The sequence below is a fragment of the Acidobacteriota bacterium genome (assembly GCA_030949985.1).
In the GTDB taxonomy this organism is placed as follows: Bacteria; Acidobacteriota; Polarisedimenticolia; order J045; family J045; genus JALTMS01.
The window spans coordinates 1-20266 of the sequence record JAUZRX010000026.1; the positions used below are offsets into that span (position 1 = coordinate 1).

The 20266-nt window shown below is 67.9% G+C and carries 11 protein-coding genes; 6 read left to right on the top strand and 5 right to left on the bottom strand.

All coding sequences use genetic code 11. The features are described from left to right. The 3 genes from Q9Q40_07895 to Q9Q40_07905 all read right to left on the bottom strand — a co-directional run. On the bottom strand, nt 1-3134 hold a 3134-nt coding region (locus tag Q9Q40_07895; GenBank protein ID MDQ7007140.1), incomplete at its 3' end, for a hypothetical protein. Then, a complete protein-coding gene (locus Q9Q40_07900) occupies nt 3131-7339 on the bottom strand; it encodes a DUF6531 domain-containing protein (GenBank protein MDQ7007141.1) in 4209 nt (1402 codons plus the stop codon). The genes Q9Q40_07900 and Q9Q40_07895, both read right to left, overlap by 4 nt. Continuing rightward, nucleotides 7221-7985 (bottom strand): hypothetical protein, encoded by a 765-nt coding sequence (locus Q9Q40_07905; GenBank protein ID MDQ7007142.1) that lies wholly within the window; start codon nt 7983-7985, stop codon nt 7221-7223. Before Q9Q40_07905 ends, Q9Q40_07900 begins: the two co-directional genes overlap by 119 nt. Before the next feature lie 881 nt (nt 7986-8866). On the opposite strand from Q9Q40_07905, the gene ppk1 reads away from it, so the two are divergent. From ppk1 to Q9Q40_07935, 6 genes are all read left to right on the top strand, one after another. Further along, a complete protein-coding gene (gene ppk1 / locus Q9Q40_07910) occupies nt 8867-11203 on the top strand; it encodes a polyphosphate kinase 1 (protein MDQ7007143.1) in 2337 nt (778 codons plus the stop codon). Continuing rightward, on the top strand, nt 11200-12450 hold the full coding sequence (locus tag Q9Q40_07915) for a M20/M25/M40 family metallo-hydrolase (protein MDQ7007144.1): 1251 nt from the start codon (nt 11200-11202) through the stop codon (nt 12448-12450). Before ppk1 ends, Q9Q40_07915 begins: the two co-directional genes overlap by 4 nt. A 67-nt stretch (nt 12451-12517) precedes the next feature. Continuing rightward, a complete protein-coding gene (locus Q9Q40_07920; GenBank protein ID MDQ7007145.1) occupies nt 12518-13768 on the top strand; it encodes a cyclopropane-fatty-acyl-phospholipid synthase family protein in 1251 nt (416 codons plus the stop codon). A 25-nt stretch (nt 13769-13793) separates the two neighbouring features. Next, entirely contained in the window at nt 13794-14921 is a 1128-nt protein-coding gene (locus Q9Q40_07925) for an NAD(P)/FAD-dependent oxidoreductase (GenBank protein MDQ7007146.1), read from the top strand. Nucleotides 14922-15079: 158 nt separating this feature from the next. After that, a complete protein-coding gene (locus Q9Q40_07930; GenBank protein MDQ7007147.1) occupies nt 15080-16510 on the top strand; it encodes a S41 family peptidase in 1431 nt (476 codons plus the stop codon). Further along, the gene (locus Q9Q40_07935; GenBank protein MDQ7007148.1) at nt 16507-18405 is read left to right on the top strand and encodes a tetratricopeptide repeat protein; all 1899 of its coding nucleotides are present in this window, start codon (nt 16507-16509) and stop codon (nt 18403-18405) included. Before Q9Q40_07930 ends, Q9Q40_07935 begins: the two co-directional genes overlap by 4 nt. 36 nt (nt 18406-18441) lie before the next feature. Here the strand turns inward: Q9Q40_07935 and Q9Q40_07940 are convergent, their stop codons facing one another. Both Q9Q40_07940 and Q9Q40_07945 read right to left on the bottom strand, forming a co-directional pair. Continuing rightward, nucleotides 18442-19554, bottom strand: a complete 1113-nt coding sequence (locus Q9Q40_07940; GenBank protein ID MDQ7007149.1) for an SAM-dependent methyltransferase — start codon at nt 19552-19554, stop codon at nt 18442-18444. 28 nt (nt 19555-19582) lie between these two features. Next, complete coding sequence (locus Q9Q40_07945) at nt 19583-20239, bottom strand: NADH-quinone oxidoreductase subunit B family protein (protein MDQ7007150.1); 657 nt, start codon at nt 20237-20239, stop codon at nt 19583-19585. Nucleotides 20240-20266 lie beyond the last annotated feature (27 nt).

The window sequence follows — 20266 nt, forward strand, 5'->3', positions numbered from 1 at the left end:
GCTTCCGATTCACCGGCGGCGATCCGGCCATGGGGCCAGGCCACCCGGGTGACTCGATCGTTGTCATCATAGCTGATCTGCTCTTCGAACCACACATCCCCCACCGCCGGTGCCACCACCTGCGCTCCCGTGCTGCGGCCCGCCGCGTCCCGCAATTCCTGGCTGCCGTCGTGGCTGCGCCAGACGGTGCCGTCGGAGTGTTTCAGCTCCCGCAGACGGGTGGCGCCGGTGTAGGTCGCCTCGATCACCTGCTCGTCGTCTTCCGGGCCGGCGCCGTGGAGGTCGGTGAGGGTCGTCACCCGCTGCAGCGCATCGTAGCCGTAGCGCAGGGTGGGACCCGCGTAGTGGGGAGCGGCCACGCTGGGGTACTGCACGCTCTCCAGCCGGCCCGCGCTGTCGTAGCCGGCCCTGACGGTCCACAGGGCGCCGCCGCCCGCGGCCTCGCCCCAGCCGGAGGTCAACACCCGCGACAGGGTGTCGTAGCTGTAGCTCACCACCGCGTCGGCGCCGGCGGCGTTGTCGTCCCGGGTTTCGAGAATCCGGCCCAGGCCGTCGTAGCGCCAGCGCTGGGTCTGGGTGGCGCCGGCGGTCAAGTTGTAGTGAGCGGGATCGGCGCCATCGAGGCTGGCGGTCAGCGCCGTGCGGCGCCCCGCCTGGTCCCAAGTGCTCGCCAGCTCCACGCACGCTGTGCCGCCGCTGTTGCATGTGCCCGAAGCGCTGGCGTAGATCGTCTTCGCCACCCGGCTCAGGCTGTCGTACCCGGTGCGCTGCTCCCGGCCGTCGGGCATGATCCGCAGGGTCTGGCGGCCCTGGGCGTCGTACTCGTAGCGAGTCTGCTGCTCGGCCGCCGGACCCGAGCCGTCCGGATCGACCCGGATCGCCGTCAGCCGGCCGCCAGCGTCGTAATCGGAGAACACCTCCTGCCAGCCGTCCGTGTGGACGCTCAGCCCGCTGTGCTTGCGCACCTGCACCTTGCGGCCCAGGCCGTCGTAGACCGTCTCCGTCTTGTAGGCCTCGCCGCTGGCGGCGCTGTTGCCGGGAAGCCACTGGGCGATCACCCGGCTCTGCACGTCGTAGCTGCGGGTCACCGGGCGGGTCGGCTCGCCGCTGACGGGGTCGGCCAGCAGCACCCTGACCACCCGCCCCAGGGCGTCGTACTCGAAGTCGGTCTCGAAGCTCGAGCCGCCGCCGGGGTCGCTGCCGTTTTCCTTGACCTTCCGCCGGGTCACCAGGCCCATCACGTTGCGGGTCAGCAGCAGCTCGTTGCCCGCCGCGTCGGTGGCCTTCACCTTGCGGCCCAGGGCGTCGTACTCCACGGTGGAGACGTTCCAGCCACCGGAGCCGTCGGGCGTGGCCGCCGTCACGGCCCGGTCGAGAGCGTCGTAGCCCGTACGCGTCGCCAGCCACTGGGGATCGGCCGGCACCACTGCCTGGGCGGCCTGGGCCACCTGCTTTTCGTAGGCCCGGCCACGGGCGTCGTAGACCGCCCGGCTCCAGCCCAGGAGCTGGTCGATACCGCCGGAGTCGCTCTCCGAGCCGTAGACCTTGCTCTCCACCACCCGGTCTTCCTGGTCGTAGAACAGCTCCGTCTCGCTCAGCCAGGTGGTGCAGGTGGGAGAGTCGTTGCCCTGGGGTACGGTGGCCTCGAGGCAGACCTTCTTGCGGATCGGACGGTCCAGGCGGTCGTATTCCACCTTCTCCGTCCGGCCCGCCTTGCCGTCGCTGCCCTGCACCTGGGTCCACTGCGGTTGCCCGGCGCCGGGCTCGCCACTGGGCACGTACCAGGTACGCACGCTCTGGCTGCCGCTGGAGGTGGGCAGAGAGTCTCCGTCGACCGCCGCCGAGAAGTAGGCCGTGGCCTGGGTCACGCGACTGAGCTTGTCGTACTGCTTGGTATCCACCCGCCACTGGCCGTCGGCCAGGCGCACCGAGACCCGGGTGACGTTGCCGAAGGGATCGTAGGCGTAACGGGTCTCGGTGGACGAGCCGTCACCACTCCAGTCGGCGCCGTCGCCGAGAGCTGTGGCCCAGGCCTGCTCGCTGAGCACCAGCCCTTCCGGGCTGTAGCTGTACTCCACCAGCGACCAGGTGCGGGTCGAGCCGTCATCGTCGCGCAGGATACGCTTTTCCGTGGTGCGGCCGGCGGCGTCGTAGTGGTACTCCACCTCGCCGCTGACCTCGGTGCCCGTCTCGTCGGTGGTCTTCTCGGAGAGCAGGCGACCGCGAAAGTCGAAGCTGCGCTGCTGGACCACCTCCTGCTCCGGACTGGCCGCCAGCAGGGTGCGGGTCTCGATCACGTGGCTCCAGCCGTCGTACTTCATCCGCTCTCGGCCGAGGAGGTTGCCCGCGGCATCCTCGATGCGGCGCTGGGCCAGATTGCCGGTAGCCGTGGCGCTGCCGGCGGACGGGCCCGGCATGCCGGGCTCGAGGTAGGTCAGGATCTCTCTGCGCACCAGGGTTTCTTCCGCAGCGTCGACCGTGCCATCACCGTCCGCATCTTCCACCGCGTAGATCCGCGACTCGGTCAGCGCACCCTGGGTGTCGTAGGTGTAGCGGGTCAACGCGCGCTGACGGCGATCGGCCTGCAGCTCGCCGTCGGCGCCCACCACGGTCATGGCCGCCCGGCCGCGCTCCTCGATGGGAGAAAGCCAGGGCCAGGTGGCCTGATCCTGGCCGGTGCCGCGGAAGGCCAGCGGCGGGTCCAACCCCCGAGGCTCGATCACCCAGCGGTCGAGGTAGGACTCCAGGTCGTCGTCGACGGTCTGCCGGTCGGGATCGCTCGAGGGTGCCGCCGTCATCCAGCCGAAGACCGTCTCGGTAGCCTCGGGTTTGAGCTTGCCGTCGAGGAAGAAGTGGCAAGAGGGCTCGTCGTTCGAACCATCGCCGGTCAGATCCTCCTCGGGAATACCCTCTGCGGTAAGAGAGTACCGTACCTGGCCGGAGATCGGGTCCACGTCGTAGCAGGTGACCTGCCTTTTTTCGCCGTGGTCCGAGCCGAGTCCTGGATCGACCCAGAACTTCACCGGGTGCTCGATCGCCAGATTCCACTTGTGCCCGTACTGCCAGTGCTGGGTCTTGCCCGATGGCCAGATAGCCGAGGCCATGCGGCCCTGGCCGTCGTAGGTGTAGGTCATCTGGGTTCCGTCAGCACGATCGACGCTGAGGAGGTGACCCTGGTCATCGAAGTGGTGGGTGCTCGTGCGGCCTTCCGAGGTGATGGTGGCCTGATCGATGTAGGGCCAGGCTCACCGGAAGCATCCGTCGCCTGAACGAAGTCGAAAGCTACCGAGCGAGATGGCGTCTGGACTCCCGATACCGTGTCGCGCAGAATCGGTGCGAGGTAGATTCCCACCTCGCCGCGGTACTGGATCGATAGCAGCTCATCTCCTGCGCCGTTGAAGACGTGCTCCAGATTGTCCGACATGTAGCCGCCTCGCGGGGTGTCGCCGGCGTCCATTTCCGCCTTCCAGTGGTATTCGTACTTCGCCACGGTCTCGGCCGTGCCTCCTGTTTCCTTCACGGTGACTTCCGTGAGATAGTCACGGCCCCCGGATTGCTCGTGGTTGTAGGCTACGTGACGAACCGACTCCGATTCGGGAGTACCGTCCTGATCCTCGTCGATGGGCTGGATCGCCCTGACCTCGGTGACGACGAACCGGCTGCAAGTGCGCTTGGTGACGAACTCGAACCTGCCCAGTTCCCGGGGATGGCACGCATCCGCCCTGGGGTTGGTTCGGGCACTGTCGTCGCAGCTCCAGAGGATGGCCTTCTGAGGCGCCCAGTCATCGGAACAGCCGTCCCTCTCATCGATTTCGCCCCACTCGATCTCGATCGCCGTTCCTCCGGGTCGGGCAATGCGGATCGGATAGCCGTAGGGCCCATCTCCTCCGGACCTCGTCATGTGCTTGAAGGTCCGCACCTCTCCACCGGGAAGACGCAGCTCCCAGAACGCCTCATAGACAACTCCATCCCCCACCCTGTACTTGAGCAGCTTGCCCAGCGGCCCTTCCACCGCCTGATTCGCATTCGGTGGCCAGGGGTAGGAGACCTCCGAGCCGTCGGCGCGATGCCAGACGACCGGTGCCCCGTCACAAACCTTGCGAATCAACCTCTCATCGAGGAGGTCGAAGGACCAGTTACGGCCGAATCCGCCCTGGATGTTGTCTTGATTCCGGTAGGAACGAGAGAGGGTCAGGTCCAGCCCTCGACCGGGAATCGACAGGTCGGTGACATTCAGCAGGAATTCGCCGTTGGAGAGCGTGACACCCAGCGGATGACGATCGGCATTGCGAACCGGGGGAATCCTGTGGGCGCTCGCCCCCGAACACATGCCGACACCCCCCCCGCCCTCCAGCGGGCACTCTCTCAGACCCATGCATACCGTGGAACAATCCTCGACGTAGCTGCTGCGGCACTTCATGACCTTGCGCGGAGGCTGGATCCAGAAGTTCACGCATTCCAGCTCGTGATGCTCGGCGTAGTCCGACAGGCCGCATCGGATGTCGATGGCATTCGGAAAACGCTCGGTGGCGCTGGACCATCCCGGCCGAGGCACAGAAACCGCCGAACGAGGCAGTCCCAGAGGGTCGTCGATGAAAGCGGGATCGGGATCGTGCACAGATACGCGACCGGCGGCGGTCGTCAAGATCTCTCCAGCCCGAGGCGCCGGATAGAGCCTGCCTGCCGAGGGAAGCTCCAGTCCCGACCCCAGGGTCTGACCACCGAAGATCTCCATCACGCGGCTGCCGTCGATGCCCAGCAGGCCTTCCATCAGCCGCGCCTCGTCACGCAGGCGGTCCCCACGACCGACCAGCGGTCGGCGCCACTCGCCCCGCCCCGAGCGGTCGGCCAGGAAGAGGGAGGGCAGCTTCCAGCTCGAGGCTGCCCCGGTGTCTGCCGGGTGCTCGCTCCAGGGACCCATCATGTCCATGAAGAGCCGCACATCCTCCTCTTCCACGCCTTCGCCATCCCAGCGCTGTTCCGAGACGGCGCGCGCCAGACCGCCCGGCATCCAGCGGAATCGCCGGCGCAGCACGGCACCTGTAGCGGTCTCCGTCTCCACCCGCGTGATTCTGCCGTCCACGTCGAAGGAGAGGGTCGCCGTCTCACCGCCGGAACTCGTCTCCACCCGGCGTACGACGAAACCCAGGTCGCCCTCGGAGGGCGTGAAATCCCAGGTATAGGATGTCGAGCGGTCCTCCTCGAGAAAGGACAGCGGCCGGCCCGAGCGGTCGAGGACATAGTCGTAGTAGTGCCAGATTCCAACCTCGTCGAGCTGGCCCAGGCGAACAATCCTTCCCGCTGCGTCGTAGCCGAACTCCTCTTCCCCACCATCACCGTAGCGCAGAGCAGTGATGCGACCGAGCAAGTCCCGTTCCACGGCAGTCGTCGTCGCCGGATCCTCCAGGTGATCGATGACCTCGATGATGCGGCCGGCGGCGTCTCGCACCACCTCCATGTCCCGCAAGAGCACCGAACTCTCCCACTCCTGCAGGGTCAGCACCCGGCCCGCGGCATCCCGCGTCATCGTCTCGGAGAGATTCTCGCTGTAGTGCTGGCGGTCGGTGATCCAGCCGCTCCACGGATCCCGCAGGATCCGGGCCACGTTGCTCCCCCCGCGCTGGCTCAGGTCCACCTCGCCCCAGGGATCGAGCTGAACCGAATACTCCAGCCCGTCGGCATCGGTCCAACCCACCAGCCGCCCCGAAAGGTCCCAGCTCCAGCTCGCGCTGCGCTGCATGCGGCTGGTGCCATCCAGGTCGCTGTCCTGGCTGACGCTGGTGGGAAGTCCTCGCCCGTCCCAGGAATAGGTCCAGTGGTCGACTTCGTCGCCCGCGGCATCCTCGCTCCACATGGATTCGAGGTTACCCTCCGCATCCCACACGAAGTGCTCGCTGGATCCACCGGGAAGATCCCGGCGGACCATCCGCCCGGCCCCATCTCGCACGATCAGGACTTCCTGTCCGCCGGGCAGAACCTGGCGCCGCAGGCGACCTGCCAGGTCGTACTCCCACTCCCACTGGCGAGTTTCCGGGTCGGTTCGGGACACCAGCCGGCCCGCCGCGTCGTAGCCCAGGCTCCAGATCTCGCCCAGCTCGTCCTCGTACTCCGCGACCCGGCCGGCGGCATCGTAGCGCCACTGCCGCACCTGACCCAGGGCATCGACCCGTCGCTCCAGACGGCTCGAGGGGCCGTAGTAGAACTCCGTCACGCCGCCGTCCGGCGCGGTGATGCGCGTGACCTCCCCCAGCACGCTGGTCTCGAGGCTCCAGGTCGACCCGAAGGGATCGCTCACCGTGGCCAGGTGCCCGGCGGCGTCGTAGCCAAGGCTCCAGCTCGACCACTGGTCTTCACCCACCGGCCAGTCGAGGCCCGTCTGGCGCCCGGCCGCATCGTGGCTCACGCGAATCACCCCGCAGATCGCCGGAGGGCCGGCCGACAGGCAGGGAGGGTGGATCTCGGCGATCTGCCCGGTGGCCGAGTAGACGTACTCGGTGCGCCGGCCCTCGGCGTCGATGCGGGCGGTGATGTCGCCGGTGACGGGATCCCGCTCGTAGGTGATCACCGCCTCGGCAGTGCCGTCCTCGTCCGGATCGGTGGCCTCCGATACCAGCCAGCCGCTCTCGTCGTAGCCGAGTTCCGATACGGCTCCGCAGGGGCTGGTCAGGCGGGTCAGCCGTCCTTCGGCATTGCGCTCGAAAACCCACTCCGGCCGCACGCCGTCCACCAGAGGTCCTGTGTAGCGCAGCAGCCGGTGCTGACCGTCGTGGGTGAAATCGTGCTCGCCGCCCTCCGGGTCGACCAGGCGCACCACGTCGCCCGTGGCCGCGTCGCGCTCGATGGCCCACACACCTCCGGCGGGATCGGTCATCGACGTGCTCATGCCGTCGGCGTCGAAGGCGTAGGTCCATCCGCCGCCTCCCGGCCCGGTGACCACGGTGGCGTCTGCACCGTAGCTGTAGGTCGTCTCCAGATTCCCCTGGCGCACCGAGGTCGCCCGATCGTCGGCGTCGGTCAGCACGTGGAAGATCACCGACTGGTCGGGCGCGATCACGTCCACCACGTGGTTTTGCACGTCCCAGCCGAAAGACCAGGACGCTCCGTCCGCGCCGACGAAGCCGATCAGCTTGCCGGTCGCATCGTAAGACAGGCTCAGCTCGCGACCGGTCGAATCCAGGATTCGCACGATCCGCGGCGCCGGAGTGTCCGCCGGCGCCGGCTCACCCCACATCGGCCTGAAGAACTTCACCCAGGCGCCGTCGGTGGCCTGGATCTTCTCCAGGTAACCATCCCGATAGCTCAAGTCCAGGGCGTTGCCCGAGGGGTCCTCCTCCCGCACCAGCCAGTAGTTGCTCTCCCCCCGGCACCATCGCGTAGAAGCGCACCAGGCCGCTGCTCATGGTCACCTGGAGCCCGCCCTGACCGTCCGGCTCCAGCGGGCCAAAGGCGGAAGGGCGGTCGGGGTTGGGAAGGTACGCTCCCGATCCGCCGGGATCCTCCACGTAGGGCACCACGCCGCCCTCGTCGGTCAACAGCAGGTAGCCCCCCTGCACGGGGATCAGGGTCGAGGTCGGCCGCAGGATCCAGTTGACCCCCAGGTCCCGGAAGACCCGCGGCTCAGAGCCGTAAGGCACACCGGGAATCGTCGCTTCGAGCCCTGCGTCGTAGACCCGCCCCACCACCAGCGGCACGCGCGCCGCCAGTGTCAGGTCGGTGGTCTTGAAACCGAAGCGGCCGCTGGAAGTCTGCACGAAACCGTGACGAAGACCTTCTGTCGCGTCGCGCTCCAGGGGAAGGAACGGGAAGGCCACCTCGCCCCGGGACAGCCCCCGTTGCAGGGGCGCGGGCAGAATCGGCAGCCCCGTTCGCACTTCCTGCCGGGGATCAGCCAGGGATTGGGCAAGGAGGAAGCTTACCCCTCCCCAGAGCAAGTTAGGAATCAAGGCGACAAGAACAAGCAGCACCCCGCGCAGCGACTGGACCATCGCACTCCCCTCCCACCGCATCCGACGGCCGACCGTTCGGACCGTTCGGACCTCCCCCTGCGGTCACCTCATCGCCGCGCTGGAGGGGCCGTGCGGCTCGAGAGAGAGTCCTCAACAACAACCTGACACGCCATGTCAACGGGTACAGGCGGACTTTTGAGCCTGTAATGTAAGATTAATAAATCAGCTACGGACACCCGCCGATGCGCTGCGGCAGGCAGGCACCGGGGTCGGGACTGCGCTCGGTGCCGTCGCCGGCCTGGCCGTAGGAACCTTCTTCTTCACCGGTGAGGGCGACGACCAGGTAGAAGCGGTGGGAAGAAGCGGGGGTGATGGTTGCGGAGGTGCTCCCGCCGGTCTGCAGCCGCCGAGAGACAGATGCCGACCTCCCGGATCTCCTGGGAAGGCAGAGGGAAGGAGTAGGCGGCCTCGGTGGTGGCCACCAGTTGAGGTCGCCCCGCCATCGTCCGAGATATCATCCCGGAGCCCGAAGAAGACCAACGAGCCATAGTCCACGGTGGGGTCCACGCCCCGTCCCTGGTCGACGGCCACGGTGCAAGCGAGATCCACGAAGGTGGCCGCCTCCGCGGGCTGTACCGCGAAGGCGGCCACCGGCAGGCATGACCCCACCAGACCGATTCGAACCATGGTGCCATCCTCTCCGGCGACTCCAGCGGCGCCGGCAAGCCCCTCGCCCTCGGCCCGCGCCCCGGCCGGCTCCCACCCGAAATCCTCCTCCACGCTACGGCGGCGGATCGTCCGGAGCGATCGGGGAATACCCGAATTTGGAAGGGGTCATCCGTGCAAAAAAGGTCGCGTCCGGGTTCGAAACGGCCTAGATTCATTCCCAGGGGCTCCCTTGCCCCTGAGAGGATTCCCCGATGAGCAGGACCAGCCACTCGCCGAGCGGCCCTTCCGCCCCGGCGATCTCCACCGCCCCGGCCACGAGCGGAGCCCCCTCCGCGCCCAAGTCCAGGAAGGCGACGTCGGAAAGGAAAGCCGCGACCTCGAAAAAGGAGCCGGCGCCCAAGAAGGCCCCGATCATACGAACGCCGGCCCCACCGACGCCGGTGCTGGGACCCGACGAGGAGATCGCCGTTCTGGGCCTGGATTCACCGCGGCTGTTTCTCAACCGGGAGCTGACCTGGCTGAACTTCAACTGGCGCGTTCTTCACGAAGCCGAAGACGCCCGCAACCCACTGCTGGAACGGGTGAAGTTCCTTTCCATCGTCGGCTCCAACCTGGACGAGTTCTTCATGAAACGCATCGGCGGCCTCAAGCAGCAGGTCGGTGCCGGCGTGCACAGGCGCACCCCCGACGGTCGCACGCCGGCCGAGCAGATCGCTCACTGCTACCAGGTGATCCGGCCCATGGAGGCTCGCGCCCAGCAGCTCTGGCATAGCCTGATCCAGGCCCTGGCCAAGGAAAGAATCCTGGTCAAACCCTACGCCCGCCTGAGTCGCAAGCAGCAGAAGGCCCTGCGCGAAACCTACATCGCGGAGATCTTCCCCCTGGTCACACCCCAGGCGATGGATCCGGCCCACCCCTTTCCCTTCGTCTCGAACCTGTCGCTCAACCTGCTGGTCACCCTGCACCATCCCGGCGAGCAGCAGCAGCTCCTCGCACGGGTCAAGGTGCCCGTCGGCGCCGGCATCCCGCGCTACCTGCAGGCGGAGGGCGGGATCTTCGTCCTGCTCGAAGAGGTCATGGCCCACAACCTGGACCTGCTCTTCCCCGGCATGGAAGTCGACAGTTGCGAGATGTTCCGGGTGACCCGCAACGCGAACACGGAACTCGACGAGGAAAAGGCCGACGATCTGCTGGCGATGATCGAAACCGAACTGCGGGAGCGCAAGTTCGCTCCCATCGTCCGCCTGGAAGTGGCCCCGGGCATCACGCCCCTGCACCGGGGCATGCTGGCGGCGGAGCTGGGCCTCGACGAGGAGTCGGACGTCTTCGAGGTCGACGGCATGCTCGGCATGCGCGACCTGATGGAGCTGTGGAAGCTCGATCGCCCCGAACTGCACGATCCGGCCCACCACCCCATCGATCATCCCGAACTGACTCCTGGCCGCAACATCTTCCACGTGATTCGTGATGCCGGCTCGATCCTGCTCCAGCATCCCTACGAGTCGTTCCGCACCTCGGTGGAGCGCTTCCTGCTCGAAGCCGCCGAGGACCCCAAGGTGCGGGCGATCAAGATGACCCTCTACCGCACCTCCGCCGAGTCCCGCATCATCAACGCCCTGATCATGGCGGCCAAGAACGGCAAGCAGGTGGCCGTGGCGGTGGAACTCAAGGCCCGCTTCGACGAGGAGGCCAACATCCGCTGGGCGGCGCGGCTGGAGGAAGCCGGCATCCACGTCACCTACGGTGTGGTCGGCCTCAAGACCCACTGCAAGGTGGTACTGGTGGTACGCCAGGATTACAACGGCCTGCGACGTTACGCCCACTTCGGCACGGGCAACTACCACGCCGTGACCGCCCGCATCTACTCCGACCTGGGCCTGCTGACCTGTGACGACGCGATCGGGCAGGACCTGACCGAACTGTTCAACTACCTGACCACGGGCTACAAGCCCAAGCGCCATTACAAGAAGATCCTCCCCGCCCCCAAGGTGCTCAAGGGCGCCTTGCTGGACAAGATCCAGCGCGAGATCGACATCCACCGCAAGGAGCGGCCCGGCCTGATCCAGCTCAAGATGAACGCCCTCGAGGACGTGGACATCACCCGCGCGCTCTACCGCGCCGCCAAGGCCGGCGTCCGCGTGGACCTGATCGTTCGCGACACCTGCAGGCTGATTCCCGGTATCGAGGGCCTGTCCGAAAACGTGCGGGTGATCAGCATCGTCGGCCGCTTTCTCGAGCACACCCGCATCTTCTATTTCCGCAACAACGGGCGAGAGGAGTATTTCATCGGCTCGGCCGATTGCATGAAACGTAACCTGGAGAGCCGGGTGGAGTCGGTCGTTCCGGTGGAGGACCCACGACACCAGCAGACCCTGCGCCGCTTCCTCGACATTCAGCTCGCCGACCGCCGCAGCGCCTGGGAAATGCAGCCCGATGGCAGCTACGTGCAACTCACACCGGAGGACGGCGGCGAGGCGGTCAGCAGCCAGGCGTTCTTCATCGAGTGGGCGGAAAAGCGCCGCAAGGAGAGCACCCGGCTGCGCAAACGACGCGTCAGGGGTGTCGGCCGCCGCAACCTGAAGGCGTGATCCTCCCCGCCCTTCGCGCGGCCTTCGAAAGCCGCGTAGCCCGGCTCGAAGACACCGCCCTGGTCGCCCTGCGGCGACTGGTCGAGTGCTCCTCGGAGACCCACGATCCCGCCGGCGTGGACCGCTGCGGCGCCTTGACCGCCCAGCTCTTTGCGTCCCTCGGTTTTGAACCCCGTTTCCATCCCGACCCCGCTGGCCGCCGCGGGAGCCACCTGCTGCTGACCCGGCCGGCCCCCGGCAGGCCCCGGGTGCTGATGATCTCTCACCTGGACACGGTGTACTCCGCCGAAGAAGTCCGGCGGCGAAACTTCGCCTGGCGGGAGGAAGGCGAGCGGATCTACGGCCCCGGCGTGATCGACATCAAGGGCGGGACAGTGCTGATGCACCTCCTGCTCGCCACCCTCGCTGCCGAAGCGCCCCGGCTCATCGACCAGGCCGAGTGGCTGCTGGCCTTCAACGCCGCGGAGGAAACCGGCTCGGCGGATTTTCCCGACCTCGTGCGCCGGGCCGCCGCCCCCCCGTTCCTGGCCTGCCTCGTCTTCGAACACGGTCACCTGCGGGGGCCCGAGACCTCCAGCATCACCGTCTCCCGCCGGGGCGCGGCCCGCTTCCGGATCGAGGTTCAGGGCCGGGCGGCCCACTCCGGCTCGGGCCACGCCCGGGGCGCCAGCGCGGTCCGGCAGCTCGCCCGCCTGGTGGAAGCCCTCGAGGCCCTGAGCGATCCCGCGCGACACCTGACGGTCAACGTCGGTCGCATCGAGGGGGGCTCGGCCGTCAATACTGTGCCGGAGCGTGCCACGGCCCTGGTGGATCTGAGGGCCGACGATCCCGCGACCTACGAGCAGGCGGTGGAGACCGTGCTGGCCATGGCCGGAGAAGGTTCCGTCCGCGCCCACAGCGACGGCTTTCCCTGCTCGATCCGGGTGGAGCGTCTGCCGGGCTACCCTCCCTGGCCCGACAATCCCGGCTCGCGGCACCTCGCCGACATCTGGCGGCGAGCCGCCCGCGACCGGGGTCACGAACTGGTTGCCGAGCACCGCCTGGGGGCCAGCGACGGCTGCCACCTGTGGGACCTGGCGCCGACCCTGGACGGTCTGGGCCCTCTGGGCGACGACATCCACTGCGCGACCCACGATCCCGCCCGGGGCCGACGCCAGGAATCCCTGTTGCGCCGCTCCCTGGGCGAGCGGGCGCTGATCCACCTGGAGGCCCTGGCGGCGCTGCTGAACCCCGACGAGTCCCCCTGACAGCCGCCCCATTGACCCGCGCCCCCTTCCCTCGTAGTTTCAGGGCACGAAGATAAGGAGCCCTCCAGTGTCCACGACGCCCAGAACCGCCTCTGCCGATTCTCGGCGCAGGCTCGGGCGGGCGGCCGTTCTGACGCCCGTCGAGCGCTGGCTGATCCGCCGCCTGCTGGCGGCCAAACGCTGCCCTCCCATCCGCGTGGTGGCCTGGACCGGCCAGGAGTTCGGCGCTTCCCGAGCCGAGGCCGTGGCGACCCTGGTGATCCGCGACCGGCGCAGCCTCTGGTCGATGGCTCTCAGGCCCGAGTTGGGCTTCGGCGAGGCCTACTCGCGGGGCAGCGTCGAAGTCGAAGGCTCGCTGGTCGACCTGCTCGAAGCCGTCTACCGGGCGGTGGGCCCGCACCGGAGCGTCGAGCACCGCTTCTCCGGCCTGCGCTCACGCCTGCGCCACGGCAACAGCCTCACCGGATCGAAGGCCAACATTCACCACCATTACGACCTGGGCAACGAGTTCTACTCCTGGTGGCTCGACGAGCGGATGCTCTACACCTGCGCCTATTTCCCCACCCGGGAAGCGGACCTCGAGGCGGCCCAGGTGGCCAAGATGGACCTGGTGGCCCGCAAGCTTCGGCTGCAACCCGGCGAGACCGTCGTCGAGGCCGGCTGCGGCTGGGGCGCCCTGGCGATGCACTTCGCCGAACACTACGGAGTGCGGGTCAAGGCCTTCAACATCTCCACCGAGCAAATCCGCTGGGCCCGCGAAAGCGCGCGCCGCAGAGGCCTCGAGGGAAGAGTCGAGTTCATCGAAGACGACTACCGCAACGTGTCGGGTCGTTTCGACGTCTTCGTCTCGGTGGGCATGCTCGAGCACGTGGGCCGCGATCACTACCCGGACCTGGGCGGCGTGGTCGACCGCGTACTGTCTCCGCAGGGACGGGGCCTGGTCCACACCATCGGCCGGGTTCATCCCCGACCGCTCAACCCGTGGATCGAAAAGCACATCTTCCCCGGCGCCTACCCCCCCACGCTCAAAGAGATGATGGACCTCTTCGAGCCCTTCGACTTGCCCGTGCTCGACGTGGAAAACCTGCGGGCCCACTACGCTCTGACCCTCGAACACTGGCTTCAGCGCTACGAACGCTCCATCGACAAGGTGCGCCGACGCTACGACGAAAACTTCGCCCGCACCTGGCGGCTCTACCTCAGCGGTTCGATCGCCTCTTTCCGCTCCGGCCACCTGCAGCTCTTCCAGGTCCTCTTCGGCCGCCACGCCTACCAGGAGGCCTGGACGCGGGAAGAGCTCTACCGCAACCCGGCCTGAGCCCAGCGTGCCCCCTCGTCCCCCGATGACCGATGACCGTTGTGACGTGCTGATCGTCGGTGGCGGCCCTGCGGGCTCTTCCTGCGCCCGGGGCCTGGCCGGACAGGGGCTCGACGTGCGGGTACTCGACCGGGCGGAGTTCCCCCGGTCCAAGATCTGCGCCGGGTGGGTCACACCCCAGGTGATGCAGGCCCTCGACATCGACCCCGAGCACTACGGCCGGGACCACGTCTGCCAGCCGATCACGGGCTTTCGAGTCGGGATGATCGGGCAGCGCATCACCGCCGTGGATTGCGACGAGACGGTCAGCTTCGGCATCCGGCGCTGCGAGTTCGACGACTACCTGCTGCGGCGCTCGGGGGCCCGCCTGCATCTCGGCCGGCGGCTCGAGAGCCTCGAGCCCGTCGAGGACGGCTGGCTGGTCAACAGAGAGATCACGGCCCGCGTCCTGGTGGGCGCGGGAGGGCACTTCTGCCCAGTGGCCCGTCGAATCGTGCCCGCGCCCCGTCCCCCGGAGAGCGCCGTGGCGGCCCAGGAGGTGGAGTTCCACCTCGACCCTGAACAGCTCGCACATGGCCCGGCGGAAGGCGCCCGCCCCGAGCTGTACTTCACCGACGACCTGAAGGGCTACGGCTGGGTCGTGCGCAAGGGGGAATGGCTCAACGTGGGGCTCGGCCGCCAGGATCCCCGGGGCTTCCCGGCGGCACTGCGGGCGTTCCTCGACTACCTGGAGACGGAGGGCAGGCTTCCGCCCCGGGCCAGCCGCCGGTTCAAGGGACACGCCTACCTGCTCTACGAGTGGGCCCCCCGTCCTCTTCAGCGCGACGGAGCGCTGCTGGTGGGCGATGCCGCAGGCCTGGCCTTCCTCCGCAGCGGCGAGGGCATCCGGCCGGCGGTGGAATCGGGTCTGCTCGCCGCCAAAGCCATCCTCGCCGCCCGGGGCGACGGCCGGCAGGCCGGCCGCCTCTACCGCCGCGCCATGGAGGAGCGTTTCGGCCCGCGACGCTCCACGCCGCCCCGGGCGTGGACCCAGCTTCTGCCGCGCCCGTGGCGCGCCCCCCTGGCGGGCCGGCTCCTGGCCCACCCTCTTTTCGCCCGCAAGATGCTGATCGACCGCTGGTTTCTGGCGCGCCACCTGCCACCGCTGCGATAGCTCCGCACAGCCTCGAATGACCCGTCCCTGGGAATCAGAGCTGTAGCATAATGGAAGACGAGTCGTCGCATCGGGGGGGATCCTCTATGCCGTTCGCGCCGCCGGCCATCTTCGATCACGAGCCCCAGGGGCGCCCGAGATTCAGGGGCCGCGGCCGGGTGACTTTGTTTTGCCTCGGGCTGCTCTCAGCTTTCCACGTCTCCTCTCGGGCCGCGACCTGCCCCGAGCTGGCCCCCACCCGGCAGGTCTCCTTTCACGGCCAGGAAAGCCGGCTTTTCGATCGCCTGCTCGAGACCATCCGCCGGGAACGGGGCTCGATTCCAGCTCCGCTGAACGTTCTCGAGACCTTCGGAGCCTGCCTCGAGGTGATCGACGGTGAACCTGAATTGCAATCACTCCACTGGCAGGTCGACTCCCGCCGTCGGCAACTGACCGTCCGCCTCGGAAACGATTTCAGCAGGAGCTACCGGATCACTCCCAGGCTCGCCCGGCTCGCCAGGCAGGTCGTCTCGCACCTGGTCGAAAGCCGACAGGCCAGCGACTCGAAGCTGCGGAACGCGCTGTGGTACCTGTGGTTCGAAAGCACCCTCCGCGCCACCGGCGAACGCTTCGATCGCTACGAGTTCGCCCGGCAGACGATCGCGAGCCGGGCAGCGAGCCGGGGCAGGAGTTTCTCGGTGGGCTTCGCCGCCGCACGCCAGGAGGACCACTTCGTCGTCACCATGGTCCACGATCCGGAGCTGCGTCGGGCCGGTCTGCGCAGCGGCATGAAGATCACTCGCCTCGATGGCCGTCCGCCTCAAACCCTCGATCCCGCTGAGGTGGCAAACTACTGGCTGCGCGACCGTCCCTTCACCTACACCTTTGACGCCCTGAACGGGGGCGCATCCCTCCACTTCGAAGCCGACGCCCTTGCCCGGCAGCATCGAACCCTCGTTCACATCGAGGGCGATGGCGTAACCTACGTCGGCCTCCGCCGCTTTTCGCAGCGCAGCCTGCTCGAACTCCGCCGCGTCCTCCGCGACGCGGAGCGGATCTCCCCCCGGGGGTTGATTGTCGACCTGAGAGGGAATCCCGGCGGCGTGGCCTCTCCCGGCCTGGTGGACCTCTTCCTCAAACCCGGAGAAATCGCCATCACCTACCAGGAATGGGGAGAAGAAGAGATCGTGAACTGGTACGGCACCATCGAGTTCTATGACATCCCCCTGGTCCTGCTCGTCGATCGCCACACCGCCTCGATGGCCGAAGCCCTCGCCGCGGCGATCGCCACCTACCGGCGCGGCACCCTCGTCGGAGAAACCACTTTCGGCAAGGGAGTGGGACAGGCGGTCTTCGAGATCCTCGACGAGGGCATTCTGCTGCTCGTCGATCGTACGCTCTACTATCCCGGAACCCGGCGAAGCTGGAACGGCGAGGGGATCGCGGTAGATGTTCCGGTGGCGATCTCCGACGAGATCGAGGCCTCCCTCGATCGACTCCAGGCCGATCCCCTCCCCGGTCTCGATCGACTCGCGGCGCAGGATCCCGCCCTTCAGCGCGCCATCGACCTCTTGCTCCCTGCCGCATCCCCCCCCGAGGAGGCCCCGTGAAGCTGCGAAAGCGATGCCTGGCTCCCGTCTGGTTGCTGCCGCTTGCGTTTGTCCCCCCGACCCCGGCCCAAAACGCGCTCCCCATCGATGAGCAGGCCATCATCGCCGAAATGGATCAGCTCGTGGACGCTGCGGCCCCCACCGACGCCAGGACGGCCAGGCGCGCCCAGAAGCTGCTGAAAAAAGGCTTCAAGGCCCACCAGCGCCACAAGTACGAAAAAGCCCTCGAGCTTTACCAGCAGGCCCTCGACCTCACCCCTCTCGACGCCCGCATCTACTTCGAGGTGGCCTATTGCTGGAACTCCCTGGGCGAACAGACGCGGGCCCTGGATGCGGCCATCCGCGCCATCGCCCTGGATCCCAAACAAGAGATCTACCACATCATCAAGGGGAGCATCCTCGACGATCTGGGCTTCTTCGACGAGGCGGTGGCCACCTACCGCCGCCTGCTCGAAATCGCTCCCGACAGCTATCTGGCCCGGGTCAACCTCGGCATCACGTTTCTCCGGCGCAATCTCCTCGACACCGCGGAGAAGGAACTGCTGACAGCCGTCGAGGTCGCTCCCGAGGCTCCCCTGGCCTATTTCCACCTGGCCAGCCTGGCCAGAATCCGCGGCGACGACTACGACGAGGAAAAGTACCTCGATGCCTTCATCGAGCGAAGCGGGCGCGACCCGCGAAGGGAGCCGGCCGAAGCCCGGCTCGCGCAGCTCCGCCGCATCGAAGTCGCCCTGAACCCCAATCAGCCCCACATGGAGATCGCCCTGGTGGAGCAGATGCTTCGCGGCCTGTGGAAAGCCAGCAAGTTCAGAGAACTCCATCCGGAGGCCCGGGGTTACCGGGAAACCTACCAGGAAGACCGAGAGATCGCCGACCAGATCCTCTCCATCTGGAGGGAGAAGAAAAACGACGACCCTTCGGTCGCGCACGCTCGCTACGACCTGCTGCTGCGGGTCGATGACGCCGGCTTTCTCGAGGAGTTCATCTGGTACACCGGGCGCCGGAATCTGGGAGAGCCGGCGCGGAAGTGGATCGAGGAGCACCCCCGGCGCATCGAGCGTTTCGAGGCCTGGGCACGGGCCGAGGGCCTGCTGAAAGACGCTCCGCAGGAGGGCCCAGCCAGGCAGCCGTCGAAGATGGCGAGGATGCGCGCCTATCCACGGGAAGTCATGGAAGCGATACTGAATTCCACCAGGTCCTACAAGGTCGATACCCAGGCCGTCTTCGACGAGGACGCTCGGCGGCGCGAGGGAGAGCGCATGGCGCGCATGGCCCTCGGCTCGGGAGATCGAGTTTCGTGCCGTTCGGCCCTGACCTCGGCCCGCAAGAACCTGCTGGCCCTCGCAACGCTCGCTCTCGAGCCGGTGCTCCGCTGCTACCGTCCCGGCGACGAACCCTACGAGGAGGCGATCAAGATGCTCTCGCGCCTGATGGCTCATGCCTCCGAGATCATCTTCGCTCCCCGCGGCGAAGTGGAAATCGACGGAAAGACGACTCACATCGGAATCGAAGACAACGACTACCTGATGTACTTCCTGGGCAAGGCGGCATGGCACGGGGAAAAGGAGATCCGGCTGGCCCATGGCGGAGCCGACGTCGCGCAGGGCCGGCCATCGATGGCGGAAGAACTCTTCGCCCTCGAAACCCTCGCCGGCGGCTACCTGAATGCTCTGAAACAGGGAGAGGAGGACGCGTCGGCACCGCAGCAGCGTAAAACACCGGAGTTCGAGCGACTACTGGCCGCCATCAGGCGGGGCAATCTGAGGGGTTTCGCGCTCTACGAGGTGCTCCACAAGTGGTATGGAGTCCGACTGGACAATCTCTCCAGGGGCGAAGCCCAGGCGTTACGCAAGTACTTGCAAGAACAGGTGCTGATCGTCCGACCCTCTCGCTGATCGTCTCTCGCTGGACGCCGGGATCGGGCAGGTTGTTCAGCCCATCGACCAGCCCCGCCAGGGGCCCGCCAGCCCGCGGGCCAGGCCCAGCACCTCGAAACGCTTGCCCCCCCCACCGGGAAGAATCAGCGCCCGGGCCGCGAGGCGCTCGGCGGTGGCGGCGGGATCCTCGTCGCCCCCCTCGGGGGCGGCCAGATCCTCGAGCAGGCCCAGGGCCATCAGGAAACGATCCTGCCAGGTGCGGCCGACCACGGTGAAACCGGCGGCGCGGGCCGTGTCTTCGAGGTGGTCCCAGTTGACGTGGGCGGTGAGATCCTGCCTTCCGGGCCGAGCCAGCAGGTCCGTCACCACCCGGTGCTCGAAGTACCCCACCGCGGTGCCTTCCCGGTGGGCCCTGTCGCCCAGGATGGCGGCGGGCAGTCCATAGTCCACCACCAGGGCCCCGCCCCGGGGGAGGATCCGCGCCAGCTCGGCCAACACGCCCGGCAGCGCGGAGCAAACCTCGGCCCGGTCCCCTTCCCGGGGCACCAACGCATAGTCTTCGGCGATCGCGGCCACCGTGGCCTCGGCGCGGGGACCGGCTTCGAGTCGCAGTTCCCCGCCGGCGGCCAGAGCGACTCCCACCTCGAGCACGTCGCCCCCCCGGCGCTCGACCAGGTGCACCGGCAGGGCATCGAAAAACTCGTTGGCCAGCACCACGCCCTCGACGGCGGGCAGCCCTTCCAGGCCGGCCGCCCAGGTCACTTCGACCCGCTCGCTCCAGGCCGCCAGATGCCGGCGCTGGACCTCCCGCAGGGAGGAACTGATCTCCACCAGCACGACTTCCTCGAGGGCCGCCAGGCTCGCCGGAGCGTGGCGCTCGAGGCCCTCGAGCAGGTCACCGGCCAACAGCCCGCGGCCCGGCCCCAGTTCCACCATGCGCCAGGAACCGCCGCCGAGCAGGCTGTGGATCTCCGCCGCCTGCACCGCCAGCCGGCGACCGAAGGCCGGGGCCACGTCGGGAGAAGTCGAGAAATCACCCCGGCGACCGGTCATCATGCCGGGCCGGGTGTAGTAGCCGTCCTCGGGGTGGTAGAGGGCCCATTCCATGAAAGCGCGGTACGAGATCCATCCGTCCCGCTCCACGCGGCGGCGAATGGCCCGTTCCACGGAAGCCGGATCCCGCCCGGTCAAGCGTTCAGACGCGGCGGAAGCGCCGGGCCGCCAGTTCCGGGTGGGCCGGCAGGGCCTTGCGGGGGTACTCCGGCGAAGCGTAGGTCAGCGGGTTCTGGGCCGTGCTCCCGGTCGGGGCGAGCTCCACCGGCTCGGCGCCGCCCCGGTCCTGGGCCGCCTTCCAGCGATCGAGAGCCGAGGGCTCTCCAGCCATGATTTTTCGCTGGAGCATGATCAGCGCATCGATCAGGGCCTCCGGGCGCGGCGGGCAGCCGGAGACGTACAGGTCGACGGGGATCAACTCGTCCACGCCCTGGACGGTGGAGTAGGAGTTCATCATCCCGCCCGAGGAGGCGCAGGCCCCCACGGCCACGGCCCACTTGGGCTCGGGCATCTGGGCATAGAGCTTGCGCACGGCGGGGGCCATTTTCTTGCTGACGGTCCCGGAGACCAGCATCAGGTCCGCCTGGCGCGGCGAGAAACGCAGCGCCTCGGCCCCGAAGCGGGCCACGTCGTAGCGCGAGGCCACCATGGCCATCATCTCGATGGCGCAGCAGGCCAGGCCCATGGGAAAGGGCCACAGGGAGTTCTTCCGGCCCCAGTCGACCACGGCGGACAGACGGGTCGTGAAGACCCCGTCATCGGGCTTCTTGATGATGTGGGGATTGACGTAAGCCTTCATAGGCCGCTGATCCTAGGCCCCCTGCTC